Origin of the sequence: Paenibacillus sp. ISL-20 (assembly GCF_018613005.1) — a bacterium.
Taxonomy (GTDB): domain Bacteria; phylum Bacillota; class Bacilli; order Paenibacillales; family Paenibacillaceae; genus Paenibacillus_AQ.
In genome coordinates this window covers 30,945-50,782 of the sequence record NZ_JAGGRD010000064.1, presented here as the reverse complement: position 1 = coordinate 50,782, position 19,838 = coordinate 30,945, and the positions used below count along the sequence as shown (strand labels likewise).

Sequence of the window (19,838 nt, the reverse complement as noted above, 5' to 3'; positions counted from 1 at the left end):
AGCATGGGAACGCTCGCTTCGATTTCACTATCGTGTTTATTTATTGGATTATCGTACCGGGGTGTTAGTCCACGGTTTTAAAAGCATTCTTTTTATAGTATGCGGGAGTTGTCCCCGTATATTTCTTAAAAATGCGGCAGAAGTAGGGGAGCTCGTTAAACCCGACCTTGAAGCACACATCGGTTACCGTGAGTTCAAGCTCCGTGAGCAGCCGCATGGCCATCCGTATCCGGTAGTTGGCCAAGTATTGGCTGAAGGTCCGGCCTGTAACCTCCTTGAATCGGCGGCAAAAATTAGTCCGGGACATCATCGTCCGGGCACACAGATCCTCCAGCCATAGGGGCTGGTCGAAATGGTCATGAATATACTGAACTGATTCCAGGATGGGCTCACGGTACTGGTCGCTACCCGCGGTGATCGATGTATGCTTGCCCTGCTCGGCATGCTCGCGATTCACGATCGCTAGCAGCTTCAGCAGATTGGCTTTCAGCAAAATATCAAAGAATGGACCCCGGGTTCCGTACTCGGCCAGCATTTCGGTGAGGAGCTCTTTCACGGCCAGGTCGCTGCTGCCGGTCAAGGTAATTTTGAGCGGGACGTTGTCCTCGGTCGTAACAAAAGACTTGATGAAGGAGAGGTCGAACAGCTGCGGCTCGGTCGGCGTTTCATTCAGTTGTTCATTAATGAAAGCGGGCATGAATTCGCACCCCAGCACCTCCAGCTCTTTGCCCGGTATCATCTCTATGCGATGGACGCTATAGGGAGGAAGCACGAATATATTGCCTTGGACCATCCGGTATTTTTGACCATAGAGCGTATGGATGAATTCGCCTTTGCTGACATACCAAATCTGAAGATAATCGTGCATATGGTCGGATAAACTCCCGAACTTTTCAGTAATCCGGTACATTTTGCAGGGCAGGCCATTCGTCATTTCCAGCTCTGATGTAAAGTAGGCGATTCCTCTTCGGGTACATTCGGCGATATCTGGTGCCAGCCAGTGAATAGCCATCGTTCTTTACCTCCTCACGTGCATGTCGATCCTTTATTAACAGCATAACTGATTAAGGACATGAAGGAAGAGAAAAAGTTGAAAAAGTTAATCGAATGCAAGCTATGAAACAAGATTGAAAAAATAACGAGACCTGGTAACAAATAGACATCAGCAAACGTCTGTAAGTTAGAGGTGATGATGAGATGAAGACCTTGAGGGCATTCAAGCTGACCAATAAGGGACTTGTTCTGCTAGGACTAATGATGATGGTACTGCTGCTGGCTAGCTGCGTCTCCGGGAAGGCTGGTGACGTGAAGGAATCTTCCGTGACAGGGGGACGAGGCACAACTTCCGCTATGGAGGAGGATAGCCAATCCCAAGATCATGTGACGATTCACCGCGGTCAAACATTCGGCCAAGTGAATCCAAGTATTTTCGGAACGTTCGACAGCGCGAAGGAAGTTGAGGTATTCGGCCAGGCCCTCTGTACCGCGAGCAAGATGCCGGGCGACATGGATGTAAGGGAACCGGATTATGATGCGGTGATTCACCTTGGCAGGGAGAGCACATCAATTCATCTATGGCTGGAACCCGACAGTAAACGTGGAATGTTTACCTATATAACGGATACCGGCACAGGATATCAGCTGACCGAAAAGTCGACAGCCCAGCTTAAAGAATCGATTGGTCAATTGCGATACACACCTGAGCAGGCCATGGACAATGGGGATGTTGTATTTAGCTTGGGCGGGATCGCCAACCGGGAAATATGGGACAAGTTCGTGACGGAGGTTAAGAAGAAAAATGCCGCTTCGGTTCAGCTGACGACCTATACGAAAGAGGGCAGCCCCATTTTTAATAATTTGGAGTATGGTTACCAGGGTGAGCTCATCCGGCATCGGTTCGATACGACACATGACCCGATGGGCATGCCTTTGAAATCCGTTGAATTATGCAAGGAGCTGGTAGCGGCGCAGACGGAACAGGGGGTCGAATATCGTCTGAACGGCTGCGGTGAGGGGTATACTCAAGAGAGTGAGACTTTCTATGTGCTGTTTCCCTTTAATCGTACTATTCAAAATAACTGAAGATCAAATCCCCTTTCGTGTGCGAATATAAAGTTTCGTGTGCGAATATAAAGTTTCGTGTTGCAAAGAGCCGAGGCGTCCTGAAACACAGGTGAAACCTCGGTTCTTTTTTTGTTAAGGACAAAACTCCTTCAGCATCTGCTCCTTCACTTCTTCAATGGGGAAGTGCTGGGGATACGTGGATATCATCAGCATGATGCCCTGCAGGGTAGAAGAGAAGTACAAGGAGCGCTTGCGCGGCTCGGGAACTCCGAGGCCTTCGAATATGCGGCATTGAATCTCAAACTGCCGTGCAGCCTCTTCCACAAGACGCTTGCTGTAGGGAAACAGCTCCTGATCCGCTTCAGGCTGAGTTTGAAGATGCAAGTAAAAACGGAATACTTCCGGCTGCCGATAGACGTTGTCGATGGCTTGCTCCAGAATAAATTTCAGCTGCTCTGCAGGTGCTTGGAGTGAAGCGGCATTCTCTATGACTTCGGCCACGCCTGCGATTCGCTCCTCGACCATGGCGGCCAGCAGTCCTTCCTTGCCTGAAAAATAGTTATAAAGCAGCCCTTTGGATATTCCGGCTTGCTTGGCTACATCACTAATGGAAGTGGCATGGTAGCCCTGATGGATAAACAAATCCATAGCGGCTTCTAAAATTTTGTCTTTTGCTATCTGGCGTATGCGTTCGTTCTCGCTGGGTGTGCGTGGCATGAAATCTTCATTCCTTCACAAATTTGGTAATATGGTGGGATAACTCCTCCGGATGCGTTAATGTGACCATGTGATCCGCTCCTGTAATGGTGGCAAGGCGGACGTTCGGCCCTCCGAAATTGTTCTCCTACCTGCTGGTTATCAGGCGGTTCATGATCTCCTATGATAAACAGTGTTTTGGCCGAGATTTCCTGTAATCGCTCTATCGCCGGCGGCTCTATGCACAGTTCGATCATTTTCTCGATATCAGGGGCAGCAGCGCTTACCCCGAGCATGTAAGCTTGCATTTCCTCAGAATAAGGAAAACCGGACAGAGCTGGTGCAATGACAATCAGTTCCGATACTCTTTCAGAGGTTGTTCAAAAAGTCCACTTTTGATCACGAAGCGAATCAGGAAGCAGCTCGGCATCGAATCTTGAATTCAGCCGGGCGGGTTGATGAGTTCATTTTAATATTGAATGAACAATCGGTCAATAAAAGAAGCAAGGTCGAATCTTGAGATGCTTTTCGGAGCAGGGATCGTACTGCGAATTTCGCTGTGAAATAATTCACTAATGTTAATTGTGAATTATGTTACAATCGAAAAAAATAAACTTAGCGGATTAGGAGGAACGGACGATGGCTCGTTATTTTAACGGTAAAGAAGTGGAACTGTTGGCTCCTGCCGGAACATTCGAGATATTCAAAACCGTCATTGACGCAAACTGCGATGCCGTATATTTCGGGGGGCCATCCCTGAATATGCGCATGATGCGCAAGGGCTATAACTTAAGTTATGAGGAAGTCAGAGAAGCCGTTCAATTGGCCCATGAGCGCGGTAAACGCGCCTACATTACAGTGAACAACCTGATGGATGAAGAGGACCTGGAGGAAGCGAAACGTTACTTCGCCTTTTTGAACGAGGTTGGCCCGGATGCTATTATCGCGCAGGATCTGGCCGTGTTCCCCCTGATTCAAGAGATGAACTATACGAATATTCCGGTTCACTCCTCGGTCATGATGAACGTGCACAATCTGGAGATGATTGAAGCCGTCAAAGCATTGGGCGTTTCCCGTATCGTAGCTTCCCGCGAGATGGACCTGAAGACGGCGGAGGTGCTGCACGCTAAGAGCGGAATGGAGTTCGAGTACTTCGTGCACGGCGATATGTGCACCGTTCACGGTGCGAACTGCCTGTACAGCTCCATGCTGTTTGGCAACAGCTCCAACCGGGGACGGTGCATGAAGCCTTGTCGTTGGGATTATCGGGTGAAAAAAGACGGATACCTCTATCCTACCGAGTACCCACTTGCTGCAAAAGATATGTATATGTACGAGCATATTCCGGAGCTGGTCAAGTCCGGCATTACCAGCTTCAAAATTGAAGGACGCATGAGAGATACCGAATTTTTGCTGATGGTCGTTAATGCTTACGGAGATGCCATCGATCGTTACATTGCGGATCCGATAGGTTTTAACCGCGAAGACGGGGCAGATACGCTGCATAAAAACCGGAAACGTGATTTCACGACAGCTTATGCTTTTGGCAAGCCGGGACTGGATTTCATCAATCGCCGTTATGAAGGAACAGGCAAGTTTTACAGTACGGGGAAGGTGTTCAGCACGCCTACCGCGGAACGCGAGATGAAGGAGGAACGGGTGCTTCAGGTGAAGGAATCGCTTCGTCATGCGAAGCGTGAGCAGCCGGGTACGTCGATTCCGCAAATCACGGTGCATGTCAACACGGTAGAGCAGGCCCGTGCGGCAATCGAAGAAGGGGCGAACGTTATCTACCTGACAGGTGACGTGTTCCAACCGGATCTTCCATTCGGCCGTGAAGATATCGAAGCTTTGACAGCGGATAAAGGGAACGCCGAAATTATTCTTGGCATGCCCCGCATGATGAATGAGCTTCATATGGAGCAGTATTATCAATTCCTCAGTGCAGGCAAGGAGCATAACCATTATGGTCTGGACGGCGTGCTTGCATCCAACATCGGTGCCATGCACAAGTTTCAATCCCTAGGGCTGCCGATGATTGCCGATTTCAGCTTGAATATATACAACCATATGGCAGCTTCGTTCTACCAGAACCATTTTGGCATAACCAGAATCAATCCGTCGCTTGAGCTTCAGCTCCATGATTTGACGAAATTGCTGCGTCATCCGGAGATTCCCGTTGAGATCATCGTTCACGGATCGCCCATCGTGATGTATCTGGAGCATGACTTATACACCAATGCGGCAGAGTTTGAGCCCATAGCTGAAGAGGATAACCGGTTCGTGGATAACCGTCATCTCGTACTGCTTACGGATAAAGGGGAGAACCCTGTATACCGGGATGCCGCGGGACGTAACCACTTGGCACTGTCGAAGGAGCTGTGCAATATGCCGTTCTTGAAGGAGCTGCACGAAGCTGGCGTGAATTATTTCCGCATTGAAGGGAAGACGTATACAACGGAGCAGCTTCGCGGCCTGGTGCGGATATATCGCCAAGCTGCCCTGAATCTGGATTCATGCAGCAGGCTGTATGCAGACATGACACCGATCTATGCCGGTTATACACTGGGCTCGCTCCAATTCGGCCATACCCTGCAGCTTGAGCTGACAGAAGTATGAGATGAGCTTCGAAACAGAGATGAAGATGAGCCCGATATGGCTATCATTTTTGATATATTTTCATGGAACATGGGAGAAACGAGATCAATTCAAAGAGGTGAATATCCATGACGCATGCAGATCCGACGTATATCGGTCCCGAAGCTATCGTGGCAAAGCGTCGGGAGTACGGCTACCCCTGCACGGCTAATTTCTACAAAGAGCCGCCTCAGATCGTCAGCGGCAAGATGCATAAACTTTACGGCCATGATGGTAAAGCGTATGTCGACTTCTTCACAGGGGTGTCGGTTGTCGCCTGTGGCCACTGTAATGAAGCCATTACTGCAAGAACGATCGAACAGCTGCAGACGCTGCAGCATACGTCAACCATTTACCTTACCCAGCCGATGACGGATCTGGCGGAGCGGTTGGCAAACGGCGTTTTGCCTGGCAACCTAAAGCGAACGTTCTTTGTGAACAGCGGCTCCGAAGCGAATGAGGGCGCCCTGCTTGTTGCACGTTTGCACACGAAACGCCGCAACTTCCTGGCGCTGGAATACGGCCTTCATGGCCGCACTTTCCTGACCATGAACGTGACCGGCATCCCGATGTGGCGTACCGATGATTTCCTGGACCAGGAGGTGACTACATTTATTCCGCGTCCCTATGATCCTGCCATGGATCAGGATGCTGCCGCTCGCCGCTCCCTGGATGCCTTAGCGAGTGTGTTGGCGGATAAGGGAGACACCTTCGCCGCAATGATCGTAGAGCCGATCCAAGGCAACGGGGGAATGATCGTACCGCCGGATTGGTATTTCCATGAGCTGAAGACGATGCTGGAGGAGCACGGGATTCTTCTGATTGCCGATGAAATCCAGACAGGCTGCGGCCGTACAGGACGCATGTTTGCGATCGAGCATTACGGCATCGTGCCCGACATTCTGACCATGGCGAAGGCACTAGGCAATGGCGTGCCCATCGGCGCTTTCTCCACGACGGATGAGATTGCAGCCAGTCTAAACCGACCATCCGCCTCCACTTTCGGCGGCAACCCGGTGTCATCGACCACGGCGCTTGCTGTATTGGATTACATCGAGCAGGAAGGCTTGGTCGAACGTTCTCTGCGTGTCGGCGGACGGCTCATCGAAGGTCTGACGGAGCTGCAGGGCCGATACGAGCTGATCGCCGATGTCCGAGGCAAGGGCTTTATGGCCGGGGCCGAAATCCGGGGAGCGACAGACGAGGAGAGCGCAGTATGGACGGATATCATTCTGGAGCGCATGAAGGAAGAAGGATTCATTATCGGCAAAAATGGCATCGGCCGAAACGTGCTGGCGTTCCAGCCGGCCATGATGATTCCGGAGGAAGATATCGAGGCCATGCTCAGCGCCTTGGACAAGGTGCTGGCTGGGTTATCCCAATTCGTAAACGAATGAGGTTGGATCCGGATGCAAATGATCAATAAAGTCGTTCATAAGACCAAAATGTTCGGAGAACTGGTGATGTTCTCCCACACGCTGTTCTCGCTGCCCTTTGCGATCATTTCCATGATCTGGGCCGCGGGCGGCGTACCGTCATGGCATGTCATGCTGTGGTCGTTGATTGCGCTGGTTGCTGCACGCAATGGGGCCAATGCCTTCAACCGCATCGCCGATTTGAAGTTCGACGCCGCGAACCCGCGAACGGCGAACCGCCATATGCCGAGGAAGCTTCTGCTGCCTCGCGAAGTGTACGTGTTTGTCATCGTTAACTTTGCCGTCTTCATTCTCTCGGCAGGGATGCTGAACCAGCTCTGCTTGTGGCTCTCACCGGCAGCGATTATACTGATCTGCTCGTACTCGTACACGAAGCGCTTCACCTGGCTGTGCCATCTGTACCTGGGCTTCACGATTGCTTCGGCTCCGATCGGGGCTTGGTTTGCCGTAACGGGCCAATTTGCCTTCATTCCGTTTATCATCGGTACCGTTGTGATGCTGTGGATCGCGGGCTTTGATATCATTTATGCAACGCAGGATATCGAATTCGATCGCAGCACCGGCTTGTGGAGCATTCCCCGCGCGTTTGGGTTAGAGGGCGGACTACTCATTTCCAGAATGCTGCACGGGATTATGGTCATCCTGCTGGTTTCCCTATACTTTATCCAAGGCTTGGGCTGGCTCTACTTGACGGGAATTGCCGTCTCGGTGATACTGCTTGCCGTGGAGCATCGCATCATCAAGCCTTCCAGCCGCAGGCGGATGCATCTGGCATCCTACAACCTGAATCAGGTGATTAGTTTGACGATTCTGCTCTTTACCTTGGCCGACCAATTTTTGCTCGGATAAAAAAACTCCCTTCGACTGCCAGCCCGCATACACGGGCCATATGGCATTCAAAGGGAGTTTGATTTTTATTGACCGGCCTTTAAGATGGCAAAGCCATAGGCCGGCAGCTTCACGGTCAGCTGGCCTTGCTTCGCGCTAAGGCTTTCGCCGTTCCACAGGTTCGTCCACTGATGATCCAGCACAGGGACGGTCATCGTGTTGCCCGCCTTGTCGTTGTTGACGGCAATAAGGATCGTTTCGTTGTCGTCCTCGCGCAGGTATGCGATTTTACCGCCGTTCTTCTCGGCCTTCAAGAATTTGAAGGTTCCCGTACGGAGAGCGGAATGCTCTTTGCGGAGCTTAATCAGCGTTTGATAGAAATGGAACAGGTCCTTGTCATGCTTGGACTCATCCCATTCCATGCATTTGCGGCAGCCTGGATCGTGCCCGCCGTCCATGCCGATTTCGTCGCCGTAATAGATGCAAGGCGTGCCGAAATACGTGAACTGGAACATCGCGGCAAGTTTCATCAAGCGTTTGTCGCCGTTCGCCTGCGTTAACAGTCTTGCGGTGTCATGGCTGTCCAGCAGGTTGAACATCACTTCACTGGCCTGTCTTGGGTAACCGGCAAGCTGTTTGCCAAGCATGAAGGAGAATTTCTCGGCATCGGCGGTACGATTGATGAAGAAGTCCAGTACGGCATTCGTGAACGGGTAGTTCATGACGGCGTCAAACTGGTCGCCTTCCAGCCAGATGGAGGATTCATGCCACACCTCGCCAAGGATGTAAGCATCCGGGTTGGCTTTTTTCACGACTTGACGGAATTCGCGCCAGAAGCTGTGCCCTACCTCGTTGGCTACATCCAGGCGCCAACCGTCGATGCCCGTCTCCTTGATCCAGTACTCGGCAGCCTTGAGCAAGTAAGCCCGAACCTCCGGGTTCTCCGTGTTCAGTTTCGGCATCAGCGGCTCGAATGCAAAGGTATCGTAAGTTGGAACGCCATCCACCACTTCCAGGGGCAGGGAGCGAACGTAGAACCAATCTTTATATTTGGAGTTCATACCGTTCTTCTGCACGTCAACGAACGGTGCAAACGTTCTGCCGGAATGATTGAAGACTGCATCCAGCAAGACGCGGATTCCGCGCGCATGGCATAGATCGACGAGTTTCTTCAGCGTGTCCTTGTCGCCGAACTGCGGATCGATTTCCATATAGTCTTCCGTATCGTATTTATGGTTTGTTGTTGCCGTGAACAGCGGCGTGAAATAAATCGCGTTAACGCCGAGCTCGCTAAGATAATCGAGATGGTCGATAACCCCCTGAAGATCACCGCCGAAGAAGTTTTTCGGCGTCGGTTCGGCACTGCCCCAAGGCAAGGCGCCTTCCGGGTCATTGCTTGTATCCCCATTCGCGAAGCGTTCCGGGAAGATTTGATAGAAGATCGCGTCTTTGACCCATGCAGGCGGGTGGAAAACGTCATCCGGATTGATGAACGGGTATTCGAACAGGCGGTCCGGATTGGCCGGCGGCTCCGTCAGGAAGTCATATTCGGTCATCCAGCGTTTCTCGTCGCCCTGCTGAAGCAGGAAGCCGTATTTCAAGCGGCGGTACGGAGGGGTTGCCTCGCACTCCCAATAATCGAACATTTCATCCGAGGACAGCTTGGTCATCGGAATGTATTCCATCGTCTGATCCCACAGGTACTTGTCGCCTGCGAGGGCGTACACTTCGGTAATGTCGTCTTTTTTGGTGCGGATTCTGAGATGGATGGTCGTACCGTTATAGGCGTAGGACCAGTTTTTGCGCGGACGGTGATAGATGGCTTCCAAGAACATCGATAATTCCTCCTTAAGTAAGTGAAATTAAAAAAAGGCACAGCCAGGACTATGAATAGCCGAGGTTGTACCTTTGTAAGATAACATTGCCTTTAAATTATGAGGTTTGGATCTGGATGACTATGATTTCATTCGTTATTTAAAAATATACCATGTGCTCTTGGCGTATACAAGCCCTATATCGAAGTTGCTAATCCTATGCAGCAGCGAGCAGCAGGATGCAGATTCTTAAGCGGGATTCTGCTGGCGGGGCAGGTCGTAAGGAAAGAGCGGAAGTTTGTTGTATAATATAGGGACAAGGATAAGCCTGACAGTGCAGATACGTATTATAGGAGGACAGTCACATGCAATACGACGATCAGATGAAAAACCGGATCAAACGGATTGAAGGACAGCTTCGCGGCATCTTGAAGATGATGGAGGAGAACAAGGACTGCAGGGAGGTCATCACGCAATTATCCGCTTCGCGTACGGCAATCGACCGGACCATTGGCGTTGTTGTCAGCTCCAACCTGGTGGATTGTGTACGGCAGGCCGAAGCGAACGGTGAGGATACGGAGAAGCTTGTGCAGGATGCCGTTAATCTGCTCGTGAAGAGCAGGTAAAGGTTTGAATAGCAGGCAGGGTGAAGGCCTGGATGAACCGCTCCCCTCAGGTATCCGACTCATGATGGAACCACTTCAATTTTAGCGGAACCCTCGAATTAAAAAGTACCCGAACGCAAAAGGATCACTGGTCGTTAACGGGTCTGGCGCTAGGGCTAGGAAATTTGTAAACGGACAAAATGGGTAAAGATAAGATGACGGTTTTTTTAAAGGAGGGTACTCAGATGTCTGTGAACGAACAAATTATACTAGCCAAAAGGCCGCAAGGCATGCCGGATGAGTCGGATTTTACATTCGAGGAGCAGCCTTTGCCCGTTCCGCAAGCTGGAGAAGTCCTGGTACGGACCGTATATTTGTCGGTGGATCCGTATATGCGGGGCAGAATGAGTGATGCCAAAAGTTACGCGAAGCCCTACGAGGTAGGACAGGTTATCGCTGGAGGCGCAGTAGGGCAGGTGATGGAATCGACAGATCCGACCTATCGGGAAGGCGATTTTGTTGCGGGAACATGGGGCTGGCAGCGCTTTGCCGCCGTGCGGACCGGAACGCTGCGTAAGGTCAACCCGGATTTGGCACCCGTATCGACCGCCTTGGGTGTGCTGGGGATGACCGGTTTGACTGCTTATTTCGGACTGCTGGATATCGGTCAGCCGAAGGAAGGCGAGACGGTGGTGATATCGGGTGCCGCAGGCGCCGTAGGCATGATTGTCGGGCAGATTGCCAAGATCAAAGGGACCCGGGTGATCGGTATTGCCGGTTCTGAAGAGAAAACCAAGTACCTGACGGAGAAGCTGGGGTATGATGCAGCGATCAATTACCAGACCGAAGATCTGGCATCGGCTTTAGCGGAAGCTTGCCCCAATGGGGTGGACGTCTATTTTGACAATGTCGGCGGTGAGGTTTCCGATGCGGTGCTGCATCTTATCAACAAAAATGCACGGATTCCGATTTGCGGCCAAATCGCACTCTATAACCTGGAGAAACCCGATACGGGTCCGAGAATCCAGAGTCTGCTGCTGACCAATACGGCACTGATGAAGGGCTTCCTGGTCGGCGACTACGCCAGTCGGTACAATGAGGCATTGCATGAACTGGCCGAATGGCTGAGGGATGGTAAAATTCAGTACGCCGAACATATCGTCGACGGTTTCGAGAAGACCATTGAGGCGTTTCTGGGGCTCTTCTCCGGGGAGAATCTTGGGAAACAGCTGGTGAAGGTAAGCGAAGGGCAAAGTTAGTCTTTTGACAGACAAAAAATAAAAGAGTGTCGAATTTACGCACTTCGCAAGCCTCCTCATACGGGAGCTTTGCGAGCGGAAGGGTCATAGCCTTCCGGCTTGCGTGATCATCGGCACTCTTTTTTTGCGCTTATTAAGTTTAATGACTATATAGATTGAACTAAAGAAAAGAAGAACTTCAACGGAGAAGGCTGAATTATTATGTAGAAACGAAGTGGTCGCCTTTGCCCCCGGATTTTAACCATGATATGAATGTATCGAAGAAATCTGGGGGCAACAGCGATCGGAAGAATACCCGCATTCGTAGTGATGCTTAGGCTAAGAATCTTTAGTTCAACTTATATAGTTAACGATGGAACATGTCGCTATATAGCCGCTTCCGGTGTCGTAAATTGCTGATACTGGCGATACATCGAAATGCGCCAGTGGACAATCATGCCATAAGCCAGCATGAAGAACAACGCCGCGGTCTGCGGGATGGAAATATGCTGCTCGATATATCCATGGAGCAGAAGCCGGATAGCCAGCAGGCCGAGCAGAATGTAAATAAAGCTTTTCGATTTCTGCATGAAAATCTGGCCATCAACCTTCTCGAATTTGGTGCTGCGAATCAGAGGATAGGAGAAGATGAACCAGCCTACCAGAAAGGCAATTCCCGCCCACCATATCGGGATGCGTACTTGCGGCTCAACGAACATTAGAAACCCGGTGCTCATGGCAACGGGAGGGATGATGATCTTCTTGACGGTGACGGGTCGGTGACTCGCTTTCATTCGAATGAAAATAACGGTCAATGCCATAACCAGCATCACAATCGTAGAGCCTATCTGAAGAATTGGGGAATCGAAATTAACCACAATTCAGAACCTCTTTCCATAAATAAAATGACATGACAATGTGCTGCCTTCTGATTATAGCACATTCTGATGCCAGGCAAAATCAGGCAGGTGCGGGAGGAGCAACGCTATTAGCACCAGCTGTCTTTAAGGCTGGAGTCCATCGATGAAAATCCGGATCATAAAATCCAAGCTTTCATCTACATTCAAATCCATGGCGAATTGACCCCCACGTTCCAGAGATGAGAAGCCGTGGCACAGGCTGCGAAGTGTCCGCACGGCATGCAGCGCCTCCGGCTCACTGAGCTGATAAGGAGCTAAGATTTGGAGCAGAAGCTCGACAATCTGATTGCCTACTTGCTGCGCCTCCTGCTGTTCCGGACGGAGAGGCTGCAATGCGGCTTCGTATAATCCGGGGTGAGATCTGGCAAAGTCGACATAGGTAAGGCATACATAACGCAGGGCATCCTCGCCTGACCGGCCGGCGACAGCCTTCAGCAGCCGATCATGCAATGTCTGGAGGCCATACAGCATCAGGGCGGCATGCAGACCGGGCAGTCCGTCCACGTGGTTATACAGGGAAGGCGACCGAACGCCCAGCTTACCGGCAAGTGCGGCCAAGGTCACGGTATGAAGCCCATCCTGATCTGCTAGTTCGGCAGCGGTTTGAAGCAGTTGAAGCCGGTCGATTCCGGGTCTCGGACTCATTTTGCATTCCTCCTCATAGTAGACTCCGCATGCGCAACGGCCTGCTGCATGGCAGCCACCGGATTCTTTAGCATCCGTCCATGGCCGACAGCCAGAACGGCGGGTTTCTGTGCGGTTAGCATTTTGGCGCTTTCCAGAGCAAGCTCCTTGCTCCAGGTCGCCATGGCAGGGAAGGGAAACCAGGGCTTGAGCACACCGGATACGGCTAATCCGCCCCGTGTCTGCCAAGCATCGCCGGCTATCAGGATACCGCTGCGCTCATCAAGGAATGCCATATGTCCCGGCGTATGTCCGGGAGTGGCGATGGCCTTGAGCGAGCCAACGGAATCCCCGTCACTCAGAAGCACATCCGGAACGGTGGTTATGTTCTTAGGAATATCTCCGCGAATCGGGGTTTGCAGCTCTCCAGGCTGGAGCTCGGCATTTCCTTTTAGCAGCAGCGCATCACGCCGCGAGATGTAAACCGAAGCATTCGGAAGCTCTTTCTTTAACCCGTCGAGCGCCCCGACATGGTCGCCGTGAGCATGGGTCAGCACGATCCGGGTGATGGGCTTTCCTATAGCGGCTGCCGCTTGAAGAATTCCCTTTTGGGAAAATGACATACCTGTATCAATCAGCGTAACCCCGTCGCTTTCTTCTACAAGATAGACATTTACCGGGAAAAGGCGAGGAAGAAAAGAAATTTGAGTCACGTGTTCAATCGTTGTTGTTAACATAATACAATTCCCCTTTCACTCAAAACTAATCATATTAGCATAATAACTAATATGATTAGTTTTATCAAGCCTTAATTTTAACATTTTCATGAATAGGTCCGTTTAACCCCTAAAATTTTTATAAATTTACCAAATTTTGAGTGCAATTTTCATCATTTTGAGTTACCATAAAGATAGATATACGGAAAAAATTGTGGATTATTGAGATAAAGGGTGAGGGGCGGACGACATGGATATTTTCAAACGCATCGTACTTCTGATGGTGATGTATGCCTTCTCCGCGGTACTTCTGTATGTAGCCAGTCAGCACACGCCATATCTGCTTCCTGTCATCTGGCTCTCTGCGCTTATGCTGCTGTTATGCGGCATCGGATATCTGGGATACCATTATTTCTTTAAAGGACGCAGAAAACGAAGTTAATCGAGAGATACGTTCAAGTCTGCCTGCCCGGGCGGACTTTTTTTGTGTGGATAATAAAAAAACCGTTTGAATCGCTTCGCAGTCTTATATACAGAGATAAAAACAAACGAGGTAGGTCGGAGGGGAAGGGTAATCGGATGATGGAAGATAAAGAGCTTGCGGCTGCTGCCTGCAGAGGGGACGAGGAAGCGTTCTATGCACTTGTTACGGAGCACCGAAGGCGCCTATACGGAATTGCATACAGTTATTTGCATAACGAGAGTGACGCACTGGAGGTATTGCAGGAGACGGTATGCCGGGCGTGGATGAAGTGCCGGAAGCTGAAACATCCGGAGGCATTTGTTCCTTGGCTCATTCGGATCCTGATTAACTGCTGCGTGGATGAGCAGAAACGAAAAAAGCGTATGGTTCCGGTTGAAGAAATTCGCAGCCAGGAGACGGCTGCCGAGATGGTCAGTGATAGCAAGCTGGATCTGGAGCGTGCGCTCAGCCGGTTGAAGCCCAAATACCGCCATGTGCTGATTTTGAAATATTATCAGGACATGACGATCAGCGATATCGCGAATATTCTCGATGTTCCAGAGGGGACGGTCAAAACCAGGCTGTATCAAGGATTAAAGCTGCTGCGGCAAAAAATCGAGCCAGGAGGTGCCATATTCCATGTTTGAGAAGGAAGAGCGAATGCTGAAGGAGATGAATAGGGACGCGGAGATCATTTCCGCTGTTGTATCCGATGAAGCATTGGACGCGGCGGTGCGAAGCGGGATGCGAAGAGGACGGCGCACGCAGCGGGGCCGGGCACGGATGGCCACCGTCTCTGCCGTGGTTGTAACCGTAGCGGCTGCGCTGCTGTTCGTGGTATGGAGCGGGAACGAAGGGCTGGTGAATCCCCAAAAGCAAATGGCGGCTCAAGGGCCGTATCCGCCTTTGACCGGGTTTGATTTCGGAGAAGATATCACTTTAAATTCGGCTAATAAACATGGCATGATTCAGCAGGTTAATCAATCGGTGACCAAGGGGGATTTTACGGTAACGGTGAACGGGATACTTGTAGGCTCCCAGCAGATGGAGGTGTTCTATACGGTCCAGAACCATGCGGAGAATCCCGCAGACTTAAAGAGGGTGGAGATGAAGCGCCGGGGATCCAGCGAATCGTTGCCTTACAGTATCGGGTCGTCGGGTGGAACCGAGATTAAGCCTGGTGCCGGCAAGCTGTTCCATTCCCGATCGGACATTCAGATGGGTGAGAACCACCCTATACCTGAGGAATTGACGTTATCTTTTAGGATCGCCCCCTATTCGACGAATACGGTTTATGAATCCGCTACAGAGAACGAGCAGGTGCTCGATATTAACGTATCCGTTGATATGGAGACAGTTCAGAAGTATACCAGCACCGTTCCGCTCAATAAAATGCTGCAGATTGAGAGCCAGAGGTTCTATTTGAAAGAAGCTGTGTTGTCTCCTGCCGGAATTGTCTTGAAAGCGAACGTCCCATCCAGTAATACGATGAAGGTATCCGGTTTATGGGATGTGTACTTGGAAGCTGTGGTTAACGGTGAGAAGATCAGATTGAACAGTGATTCCGCATTCTTACCCGGTGCCGGGGGAGGGGATATGACTTACTTCTTCGACAGCAATATATTGGAGAAGCCAGAATCAATCACGCTGAAAGCAAGCGGATTCCAGGCGGTGGACCCCTCGAAGATGAAACTCGTGGTGGATACGGATAAGAAAGAGATCATCCGTTCACCGGACGGCGACCTTCGGTTCGGAGAGTACACGGGGCATACCCTGACATTTGAATACGAAGAACAGACTGACCGGCATATGGGCAGTGTATCGATTGAGCCGGAGTTTGTGGATGGAGAGGGGAAAAAGCATAGGATCAATGAAGATGCAGGGGGGCTCAGTTCCTCGTCCCGATCCTCTTCGGATACCGACGTAAGTCTTATCACGCAGTATATCCACCTTAAACCTGGGGATTATCCACAGCCGCTCACATTTACGTTTAGCAGCTACCCCGGAGTCATGGAGCAGGCATTCGAGGTGCCGATTCAATAAATTTAGAGATGCTGAAAGCTCATCAGGATAATCACAACGCCGAATGTTAAAGTTATTTTACCGACACGAATAAGGAACCGCCCCCGACCATGTTGGCCGGAGGACGGTTCCTTTTTTTATTTATGGTATCTTGAATCATGGGCTTGATTTCGCTATTCCTTATGCACAGTAGGGGAGCTGCCTTCGGATCCTTTGGCATCCAGGAGTTCAATTAGAGCTTTGGGTACCCCGTTAAGCAGCAGCCATTGACGAAGCGTTTCGATGGCGCGGATATGGCCATTTCCTTCATCCCGCCAGGTCAGCAGCTCGACGACCTTAATGACGAGGAGCATCAGCTCCATTTTGTCATGCTCGGTTTGATCCGCGCGGATTTTTTGGAATACGGCTTCTTTCTCCCAATCCAGCAGGATCTCTTCCCCAATGGTTGGTCTCATGAGTGAATAGCTGTAATCGCACTGCGGGCAGAGTACCGTGGTGAACTGTTCTGATTTGAACGTAACCCCGATATCCGCTTGGCACTGACGGCAGTGAAATTGGACTTCAATTGCTGAGTTTGTTTCCATGTCTACGATGCCTCCTTCGAAGAGAAAGGTATCTACTTATACCCATTAGTCGGTAACTATGACCCATCTTCCGATGAAAGAGGCGCATGGAACATGAAGAAGGAACCGCCAAATAGAGGCGATTCCTTGAGGATCCAAAGCCAGAAATCAGCGTTTCCTTCTATGCGTACTTTTAACATGGGTTAGCACATTATAGAGGAAAGCCAGAATGCCCAACGTTACCAGAACGCCTCCAACGGCAATGACCGGCTCTACCGATTCCATGCCGCTTACCAGCAGTGCGAGGCCGATCATCATGATAGGTAGACCGATATTGTGCAGCCAGAAATGCACTTTGCCTGCGGTGGATTCTCCGGCTGCGGGGAACAGAACATAAATAACACCTGCAAGAGCCAGGGATGCCCAGCCCAGAAGGTTGACGTGTGTGTGAACTGAGACGTAATCGTAGCTGTGGGAGATCGACATGTACATGCCGAGCAATATCCCCAGTACGAAGTATACAGCGGCGATCTTGATTAATTTAACACCCATATAACCCCTCCTCTTATGGATTACTACTATGATATATGTCAGCTATGGTGAAGTAGACCAAGAGGGAGGAAGATTTAATGAAGACCGATGTTTTATAGCCAGCAAAAAAAGAAACCGTGAACTCCCTTGCCGGGGATTCACGGTGAATCGTGTTTTACACACTCGTTATTCCGATGACCTATTCGAGCTCCAGCACATCATAGATCAGCCATTTGCCTTCGGCTTTCTTGAGCCAGTAAAGAGAGGTTGAACGGATGATTTCACCATCTGCATCATCGCTTTCTTTGGCATAGACAACGGCGTCTTCCCCTTGGAAAAAGACCGTCCGGAGCTCATCGGACTTGATGTTGAAATTCACCTCATCGAAGATGCCTTCCGCAATGCTGGTGCGGAATATCTCGTGGAAGGCCGATTCCGGATGAATAACCGACATAAGCAGCGGACCATCCTCCTCATTGAAACCCTTGGACTGGGTGTCAATAGTTGCCACGATGGCTGTTTGTTCCGTTGCTGGCACTTCCGGACGAGCTTCCAGCAGTTCATCTCCGACCAGATATTCCGTCTCGTAATGGACCAGATCATAGATTTTCCATGCTCCCGAAGCATCTTTCTTCAAGAGATTCTCATAATGGAGTGTAGCATCCCAAGCAAAAGGTCCGCCGGTGCGGTCGAGGGTCACGCTGGTGTAGGCATGGATCGACGTTCCGGCTACCGTTACTTCCCATACATCAGCAGATACGTGCAGATCGTTCTTAAATTGGTTCTGATAATTTTCCTGAATTTCCGCAAAAACAGGAGATTTCGGATGGAAGGCGCTCATGACAGCATCCAGTTTCTTGGCACTTCCAGCTTCTTCAATCGTATGGTAAAGCTTCTTCACCTCATCGGTGGCTTTATCGATTGCACCCTCTCGGTCGATCTTGATGGTGCGTGCCTTGGAATCCCACTTCACGGGCAGTCCGGTGGCTTCAGCTACAAAACGAAGGGGAACCAGCGTGTTGCCGCCATCGGTGAATGGGGCAATCTGAAGCGTGGTTTTTGCACCATTGACATAAGCGGTTTTCTGTCCGATGGTCATCTGCAGCTTCTGATCGAGGTATGTACCCGTCACCTGTTTATTCGTGCTGTTCCAATTGACTTTATAATCCAAGGCCTGGAACAGAGGGCGGAATTGTACGAAGGTGACTCCATTCTTCATAATAGGCGCTGTCTGAAATTTGATTTCCTGGTTATCGAGGTAGACCCGGATATTCCCTTGATTATTTGCCGGAGCTGCTTGCGCCGCAGTAGCGAGCAGGAACAGGAAAGCGATCGTCAGTAGGCTGATTTTTTTCTTCAATTGGCTGTCATCTCCTTCAACGAATGATAGAATAGAGTGGTAATTGTGGTAATCGTACATGATAAAACCAGTGCTAGCAATACATTTCTTTATGAGTAATAATTGGTAGAGCAACGCGGGACGGCTTGCCGGATCGAATTGAAAAAAGGCGGTAAGCGCAGAGCCCTGATGGGTAATACATAATAAGAATCAGACCGGTTCACCGGATCATTCATGAGACAAAGGAGTGGATCACATGACAGCAGGACAGGAACTGATATTTTACATAGGAACCTATGGTTCGGAGGAAGAGAATCGAATTCATTGGGGGGCGATGGATCGGGGTACGGGCGAGCTGCGTCTCTTAGGTGGTACGGCTGGTATAGAAAACCCTACCTATCTGGATTTCGATGATTCGATCTCTGTATTGTATGCAGCGAGCGAGAAGGGCGAAAGCGATGTATCGGCTTATTCAGCCAATCTGGTCACCGGTGAATTAACGCTGCTGAACGTTCAGTCTACCGGCTCGTCCGGTGCATGTCATGTATCCCGTACATCGGACGGTAAGTATCTGTTTACGACAGGGTACAGCGATGGACATATATCAGTGCTGTCATTAGAAGAAGACGGCCGGGTTGGAGAGCTGGCCTCCAAGATCAAGCACAGCGGACGCGGTCTTCACGATGACCGTCAATCGGAAGCACATCCGCATTCGATATTTGAAGACCCCGTCAGCAAGTATATCGTGGTCAGTGACCTGGGCATGGATGATGTGAACCTGTATCGGCTGGAGGAAGGCAAACTTGTGACCCACCGTGAGATCAGTCTGCCGCCAGGCTCGGGCCCGAGGCATGTGTCTTTTCATCCATCAGGCAAGTGGGTGTATGGCACGAACGAGCTGAACAGCACGGTAACGGCTTACGCAAACGATGGAACATTTGGGGATTTGAAAATATTGCAGCATATATCGACCTTGCCAGAAGACGTAGTGATGGATAACAACACATCGGCCCATCTGCTGGTATCTCCATGCGGCCGTTATCTGTACGCCTCCAACCGGGGCCATGACAGCATCGTTCAATATGTAATCGACCAGGAGACCGGTACGCTCCGTGCCGTCAATTGGGTGTCTTCCGGCGGTAAAACGCCGCGCCATTTCAATATCATGCCGGACGGCTTCCTAGTGACGGCGAATCAGGACAATGGTTTGATCGCAAGTTATCGGATCGATCCGGACACGGGCAATCTGGTTTCTACGGGTTATACACTAGAAGTTACGCGCCCGGTATGCATCTGTCCCGCGGAGAAGGCAAAGGCTAATAAACGTTAACCTATATAAAGA

At 50.6% G+C, this 19,838-nt stretch carries 19 protein-coding genes; 10 read left to right on the top strand and 9 right to left on the bottom strand.

All coding sequences use genetic code 11. The annotated features are described in order from the left end of the window. Positions 1-64: 64 nt before the first annotated feature. Complete coding sequence (locus J7E85_RS29410; RefSeq protein WP_215163491.1) at positions 65-1,012, bottom strand: AraC family transcriptional regulator; 948 nt, start codon at positions 1,010-1,012, stop codon at positions 65-67. Between the two features lie 185 nt (positions 1,013-1,197). Between J7E85_RS29410 and J7E85_RS29405 the strand changes: the two genes are divergently transcribed. After that, positions 1,198-2,082, top strand: a complete 885-nt coding sequence (locus tag J7E85_RS29405) for a YhfM domain-containing protein (protein WP_215163489.1) — start codon at positions 1,198-1,200, stop codon at positions 2,080-2,082. Positions 2,083-2,196: 114 nt separating this feature from the next. Here J7E85_RS29405 and J7E85_RS29400 read toward each other — a convergent pair whose 3' ends face one another. Then, a complete protein-coding gene (locus tag J7E85_RS29400) occupies positions 2,197-2,781 on the bottom strand; it encodes a TetR/AcrR family transcriptional regulator (protein ID WP_215163488.1) in 585 nt (194 codons plus the stop codon). A gap of 618 nt (positions 2,782-3,399) precedes the next feature. Between J7E85_RS29400 and J7E85_RS29395 the strand changes: the two genes are divergently transcribed. The 3 genes from J7E85_RS29395 (at position 3,400) to J7E85_RS29385 (ending at position 7,682) form a co-directional block, all read left to right on the top strand. Further along, complete coding sequence (locus tag J7E85_RS29395; RefSeq protein ID WP_215163486.1) at positions 3,400-5,379, top strand: peptidase U32 family protein; 1,980 nt, start codon at positions 3,400-3,402, stop codon at positions 5,377-5,379. Between the two features lie 107 nt (positions 5,380-5,486). Continuing rightward, entirely contained in the window at positions 5,487-6,794 is a 1,308-nt protein-coding gene (locus J7E85_RS29390) for an aspartate aminotransferase family protein (protein WP_215163485.1), read from the top strand. Positions 6,795-6,806: 12 nt separating this feature from the next. After that, entirely contained in the window at positions 6,807-7,682 is an 876-nt protein-coding gene (locus tag J7E85_RS29385; protein ID WP_215163484.1) for a UbiA-like polyprenyltransferase, read from the top strand. Positions 7,683-7,747: 65 nt separating this feature from the next. Here J7E85_RS29385 and J7E85_RS29380 read toward each other — a convergent pair whose 3' ends face one another. Then, positions 7,748-9,496 carry an alpha-glycosidase gene (locus J7E85_RS29380; protein ID WP_215163482.1) on the bottom strand — a complete coding sequence of 583 codons (1,749 nt, stop codon included), beginning with the start codon at positions 9,494-9,496 and terminating at the stop codon, positions 7,748-7,750. 344 nt (positions 9,497-9,840) lie between these two features. Here J7E85_RS29380 and J7E85_RS29375 point away from each other — a divergent pair, with 344 nt between their 5' ends. Together J7E85_RS29375 and J7E85_RS29370 are read left to right on the top strand one after the other, a co-directional pair. After that, positions 9,841-10,101 carry a metal-sensitive transcriptional regulator gene (locus tag J7E85_RS29375; RefSeq protein WP_076322276.1) on the top strand — a complete coding sequence of 87 codons (261 nt, stop codon included), beginning with the start codon at positions 9,841-9,843 and terminating at the stop codon, positions 10,099-10,101. A 224-nt stretch (positions 10,102-10,325) separates the two neighbouring features. Then, a complete protein-coding gene (locus J7E85_RS29370) occupies positions 10,326-11,339 on the top strand; it encodes an NADP-dependent oxidoreductase (RefSeq protein ID WP_215163480.1) in 1,014 nt (337 codons plus the stop codon). Between the two features lie 365 nt (positions 11,340-11,704). Here J7E85_RS29370 and J7E85_RS29365 read toward each other — a convergent pair whose 3' ends face one another. From J7E85_RS29365 to J7E85_RS29355, 3 genes are all read right to left on the bottom strand, one after another. Next, the gene (locus J7E85_RS29365; RefSeq protein WP_076322275.1) at positions 11,705-12,196 is read right to left on the bottom strand and encodes a cytochrome c biogenesis protein CcdC; all 492 of its coding nucleotides are present in this window, start codon (positions 12,194-12,196) and stop codon (positions 11,705-11,707) included. Positions 12,197-12,322: 126 nt separating this feature from the next. Further along, the gene (locus tag J7E85_RS29360; RefSeq protein WP_215163479.1) at positions 12,323-12,883 is read right to left on the bottom strand and encodes a TetR/AcrR family transcriptional regulator; all 561 of its coding nucleotides are present in this window, start codon (positions 12,881-12,883) and stop codon (positions 12,323-12,325) included. Then, a complete protein-coding gene (locus tag J7E85_RS29355) occupies positions 12,880-13,599 on the bottom strand; it encodes an MBL fold metallo-hydrolase (RefSeq protein ID WP_215163476.1) in 720 nt (239 codons plus the stop codon). The genes J7E85_RS29360 and J7E85_RS29355 overlap by 4 nt, the downstream gene beginning before the upstream one ends. A gap of 229 nt (positions 13,600-13,828) precedes the next feature. On the opposite strand from J7E85_RS29355, the gene J7E85_RS29350 reads away from it, so the two are divergent. The 3 genes from J7E85_RS29350 to J7E85_RS29340 all read left to right on the top strand — a co-directional run bounded on the left by J7E85_RS29350 (position 13,829) and on the right by J7E85_RS29340 (position 16,084). Beyond that, positions 13,829-14,020: a hypothetical protein gene (locus J7E85_RS29350; RefSeq protein WP_076322272.1), complete on the top strand. Its 192-nt coding sequence runs from the start codon at positions 13,829-13,831 to the stop codon at positions 14,018-14,020. A gap of 137 nt (positions 14,021-14,157) precedes the next feature. Beyond that, a complete protein-coding gene (locus tag J7E85_RS29345) occupies positions 14,158-14,688 on the top strand; it encodes a sigma-70 family RNA polymerase sigma factor (RefSeq protein WP_215163474.1) in 531 nt (176 codons plus the stop codon). Further along, positions 14,681-16,084, top strand: coding sequence for a DUF4179 domain-containing protein (locus J7E85_RS29340; protein ID WP_215163473.1), 1,404 nt, complete (start codon positions 14,681-14,683; stop codon positions 16,082-16,084). Before J7E85_RS29345 ends, J7E85_RS29340 begins: the two co-directional genes overlap by 8 nt. A gap of 152 nt (positions 16,085-16,236) precedes the next feature. Here the strand turns inward: J7E85_RS29340 and J7E85_RS29335 are convergent, their stop codons facing one another. The 3 genes from J7E85_RS29335 to J7E85_RS29325 form a co-directional block, all read right to left on the bottom strand. Continuing rightward, positions 16,237-16,647 (bottom strand): hypothetical protein, encoded by a 411-nt coding sequence (locus tag J7E85_RS29335; protein ID WP_215163472.1) that lies wholly within the window; start codon positions 16,645-16,647, stop codon positions 16,237-16,239. A gap of 147 nt (positions 16,648-16,794) precedes the next feature. Continuing rightward, entirely contained in the window at positions 16,795-17,178 is a 384-nt protein-coding gene (locus J7E85_RS29330) for a cytochrome-c oxidase (RefSeq protein ID WP_215163471.1), read from the bottom strand. A gap of 178 nt (positions 17,179-17,356) precedes the next feature. Next, positions 17,357-18,517, bottom strand: coding sequence for a stalk domain-containing protein (locus J7E85_RS29325; RefSeq protein ID WP_215163470.1), 1,161 nt, complete (start codon positions 18,515-18,517; stop codon positions 17,357-17,359). A 235-nt stretch (positions 18,518-18,752) separates the two neighbouring features. Between J7E85_RS29325 and J7E85_RS29320 the strand changes: the two genes are divergently transcribed. Next, positions 18,753-19,826, top strand: coding sequence for a lactonase family protein (locus tag J7E85_RS29320; protein ID WP_215163468.1), 1,074 nt, complete (start codon positions 18,753-18,755; stop codon positions 19,824-19,826). Positions 19,827-19,838 lie beyond the last annotated feature (12 nt).

Coding starts and splice junctions, on each gene's coding strand:
- J7E85_RS29410 (WP_215163491.1), bottom strand. CDS start 1,012: ATGGCTATTCACTGGCTGGCACCAGATATCGCCGAATGTACCCGAAGA.
- J7E85_RS29370 (WP_215163480.1), top strand. CDS start 10,326: ATGTCTGTGAACGAACAAATTATACTAGCCAAAAGGCCGCAAGGCATG.
- J7E85_RS29330 (WP_215163471.1), bottom strand. CDS start 17,178: ATGGGTGTTAAATTAATCAAGATCGCCGCTGTATACTTCGTACTGGGG.
- J7E85_RS29335 (WP_215163472.1), bottom strand. CDS start 16,647: ATGGAAACAAACTCAGCAATTGAAGTCCAATTTCACTGCCGTCAGTGC.
- J7E85_RS29345 (WP_215163474.1), top strand. CDS start 14,158: ATGATGGAAGATAAAGAGCTTGCGGCTGCTGCCTGCAGAGGGGACGAG.
- J7E85_RS29400 (WP_215163488.1), bottom strand. CDS start 2,781: ATGCCACGCACACCCAGCGAGAACGAACGCATACGCCAGATAGCAAAA.
- J7E85_RS29395 (WP_215163486.1), top strand. CDS start 3,400: ATGGCTCGTTATTTTAACGGTAAAGAAGTGGAACTGTTGGCTCCTGCC.
- J7E85_RS29340 (WP_215163473.1), top strand. CDS start 14,681: ATGTTTGAGAAGGAAGAGCGAATGCTGAAGGAGATGAATAGGGACGCG.
- J7E85_RS29355 (WP_215163476.1), bottom strand. CDS start 13,599: ATGTTAACAACAACGATTGAACACGTGACTCAAATTTCTTTTCTTCCT.
- J7E85_RS29380 (WP_215163482.1), bottom strand. CDS start 9,496: ATGTTCTTGGAAGCCATCTATCACCGTCCGCGCAAAAACTGGTCCTAC.
- J7E85_RS29385 (WP_215163484.1), top strand. CDS start 6,807: ATGCAAATGATCAATAAAGTCGTTCATAAGACCAAAATGTTCGGAGAA.
- J7E85_RS29360 (WP_215163479.1), bottom strand. CDS start 12,883: ATGAGTCCGAGACCCGGAATCGACCGGCTTCAACTGCTTCAAACCGCT.
- J7E85_RS29375 (WP_076322276.1), top strand. CDS start 9,841: ATGCAATACGACGATCAGATGAAAAACCGGATCAAACGGATTGAAGGA.
- J7E85_RS29350 (WP_076322272.1), top strand. CDS start 13,829: ATGGATATTTTCAAACGCATCGTACTTCTGATGGTGATGTATGCCTTC.
- J7E85_RS29320 (WP_215163468.1), top strand. CDS start 18,753: ATGACAGCAGGACAGGAACTGATATTTTACATAGGAACCTATGGTTCG.
- J7E85_RS29405 (WP_215163489.1), top strand. CDS start 1,198: ATGAAGACCTTGAGGGCATTCAAGCTGACCAATAAGGGACTTGTTCTG.
- J7E85_RS29390 (WP_215163485.1), top strand. CDS start 5,487: ATGACGCATGCAGATCCGACGTATATCGGTCCCGAAGCTATCGTGGCA.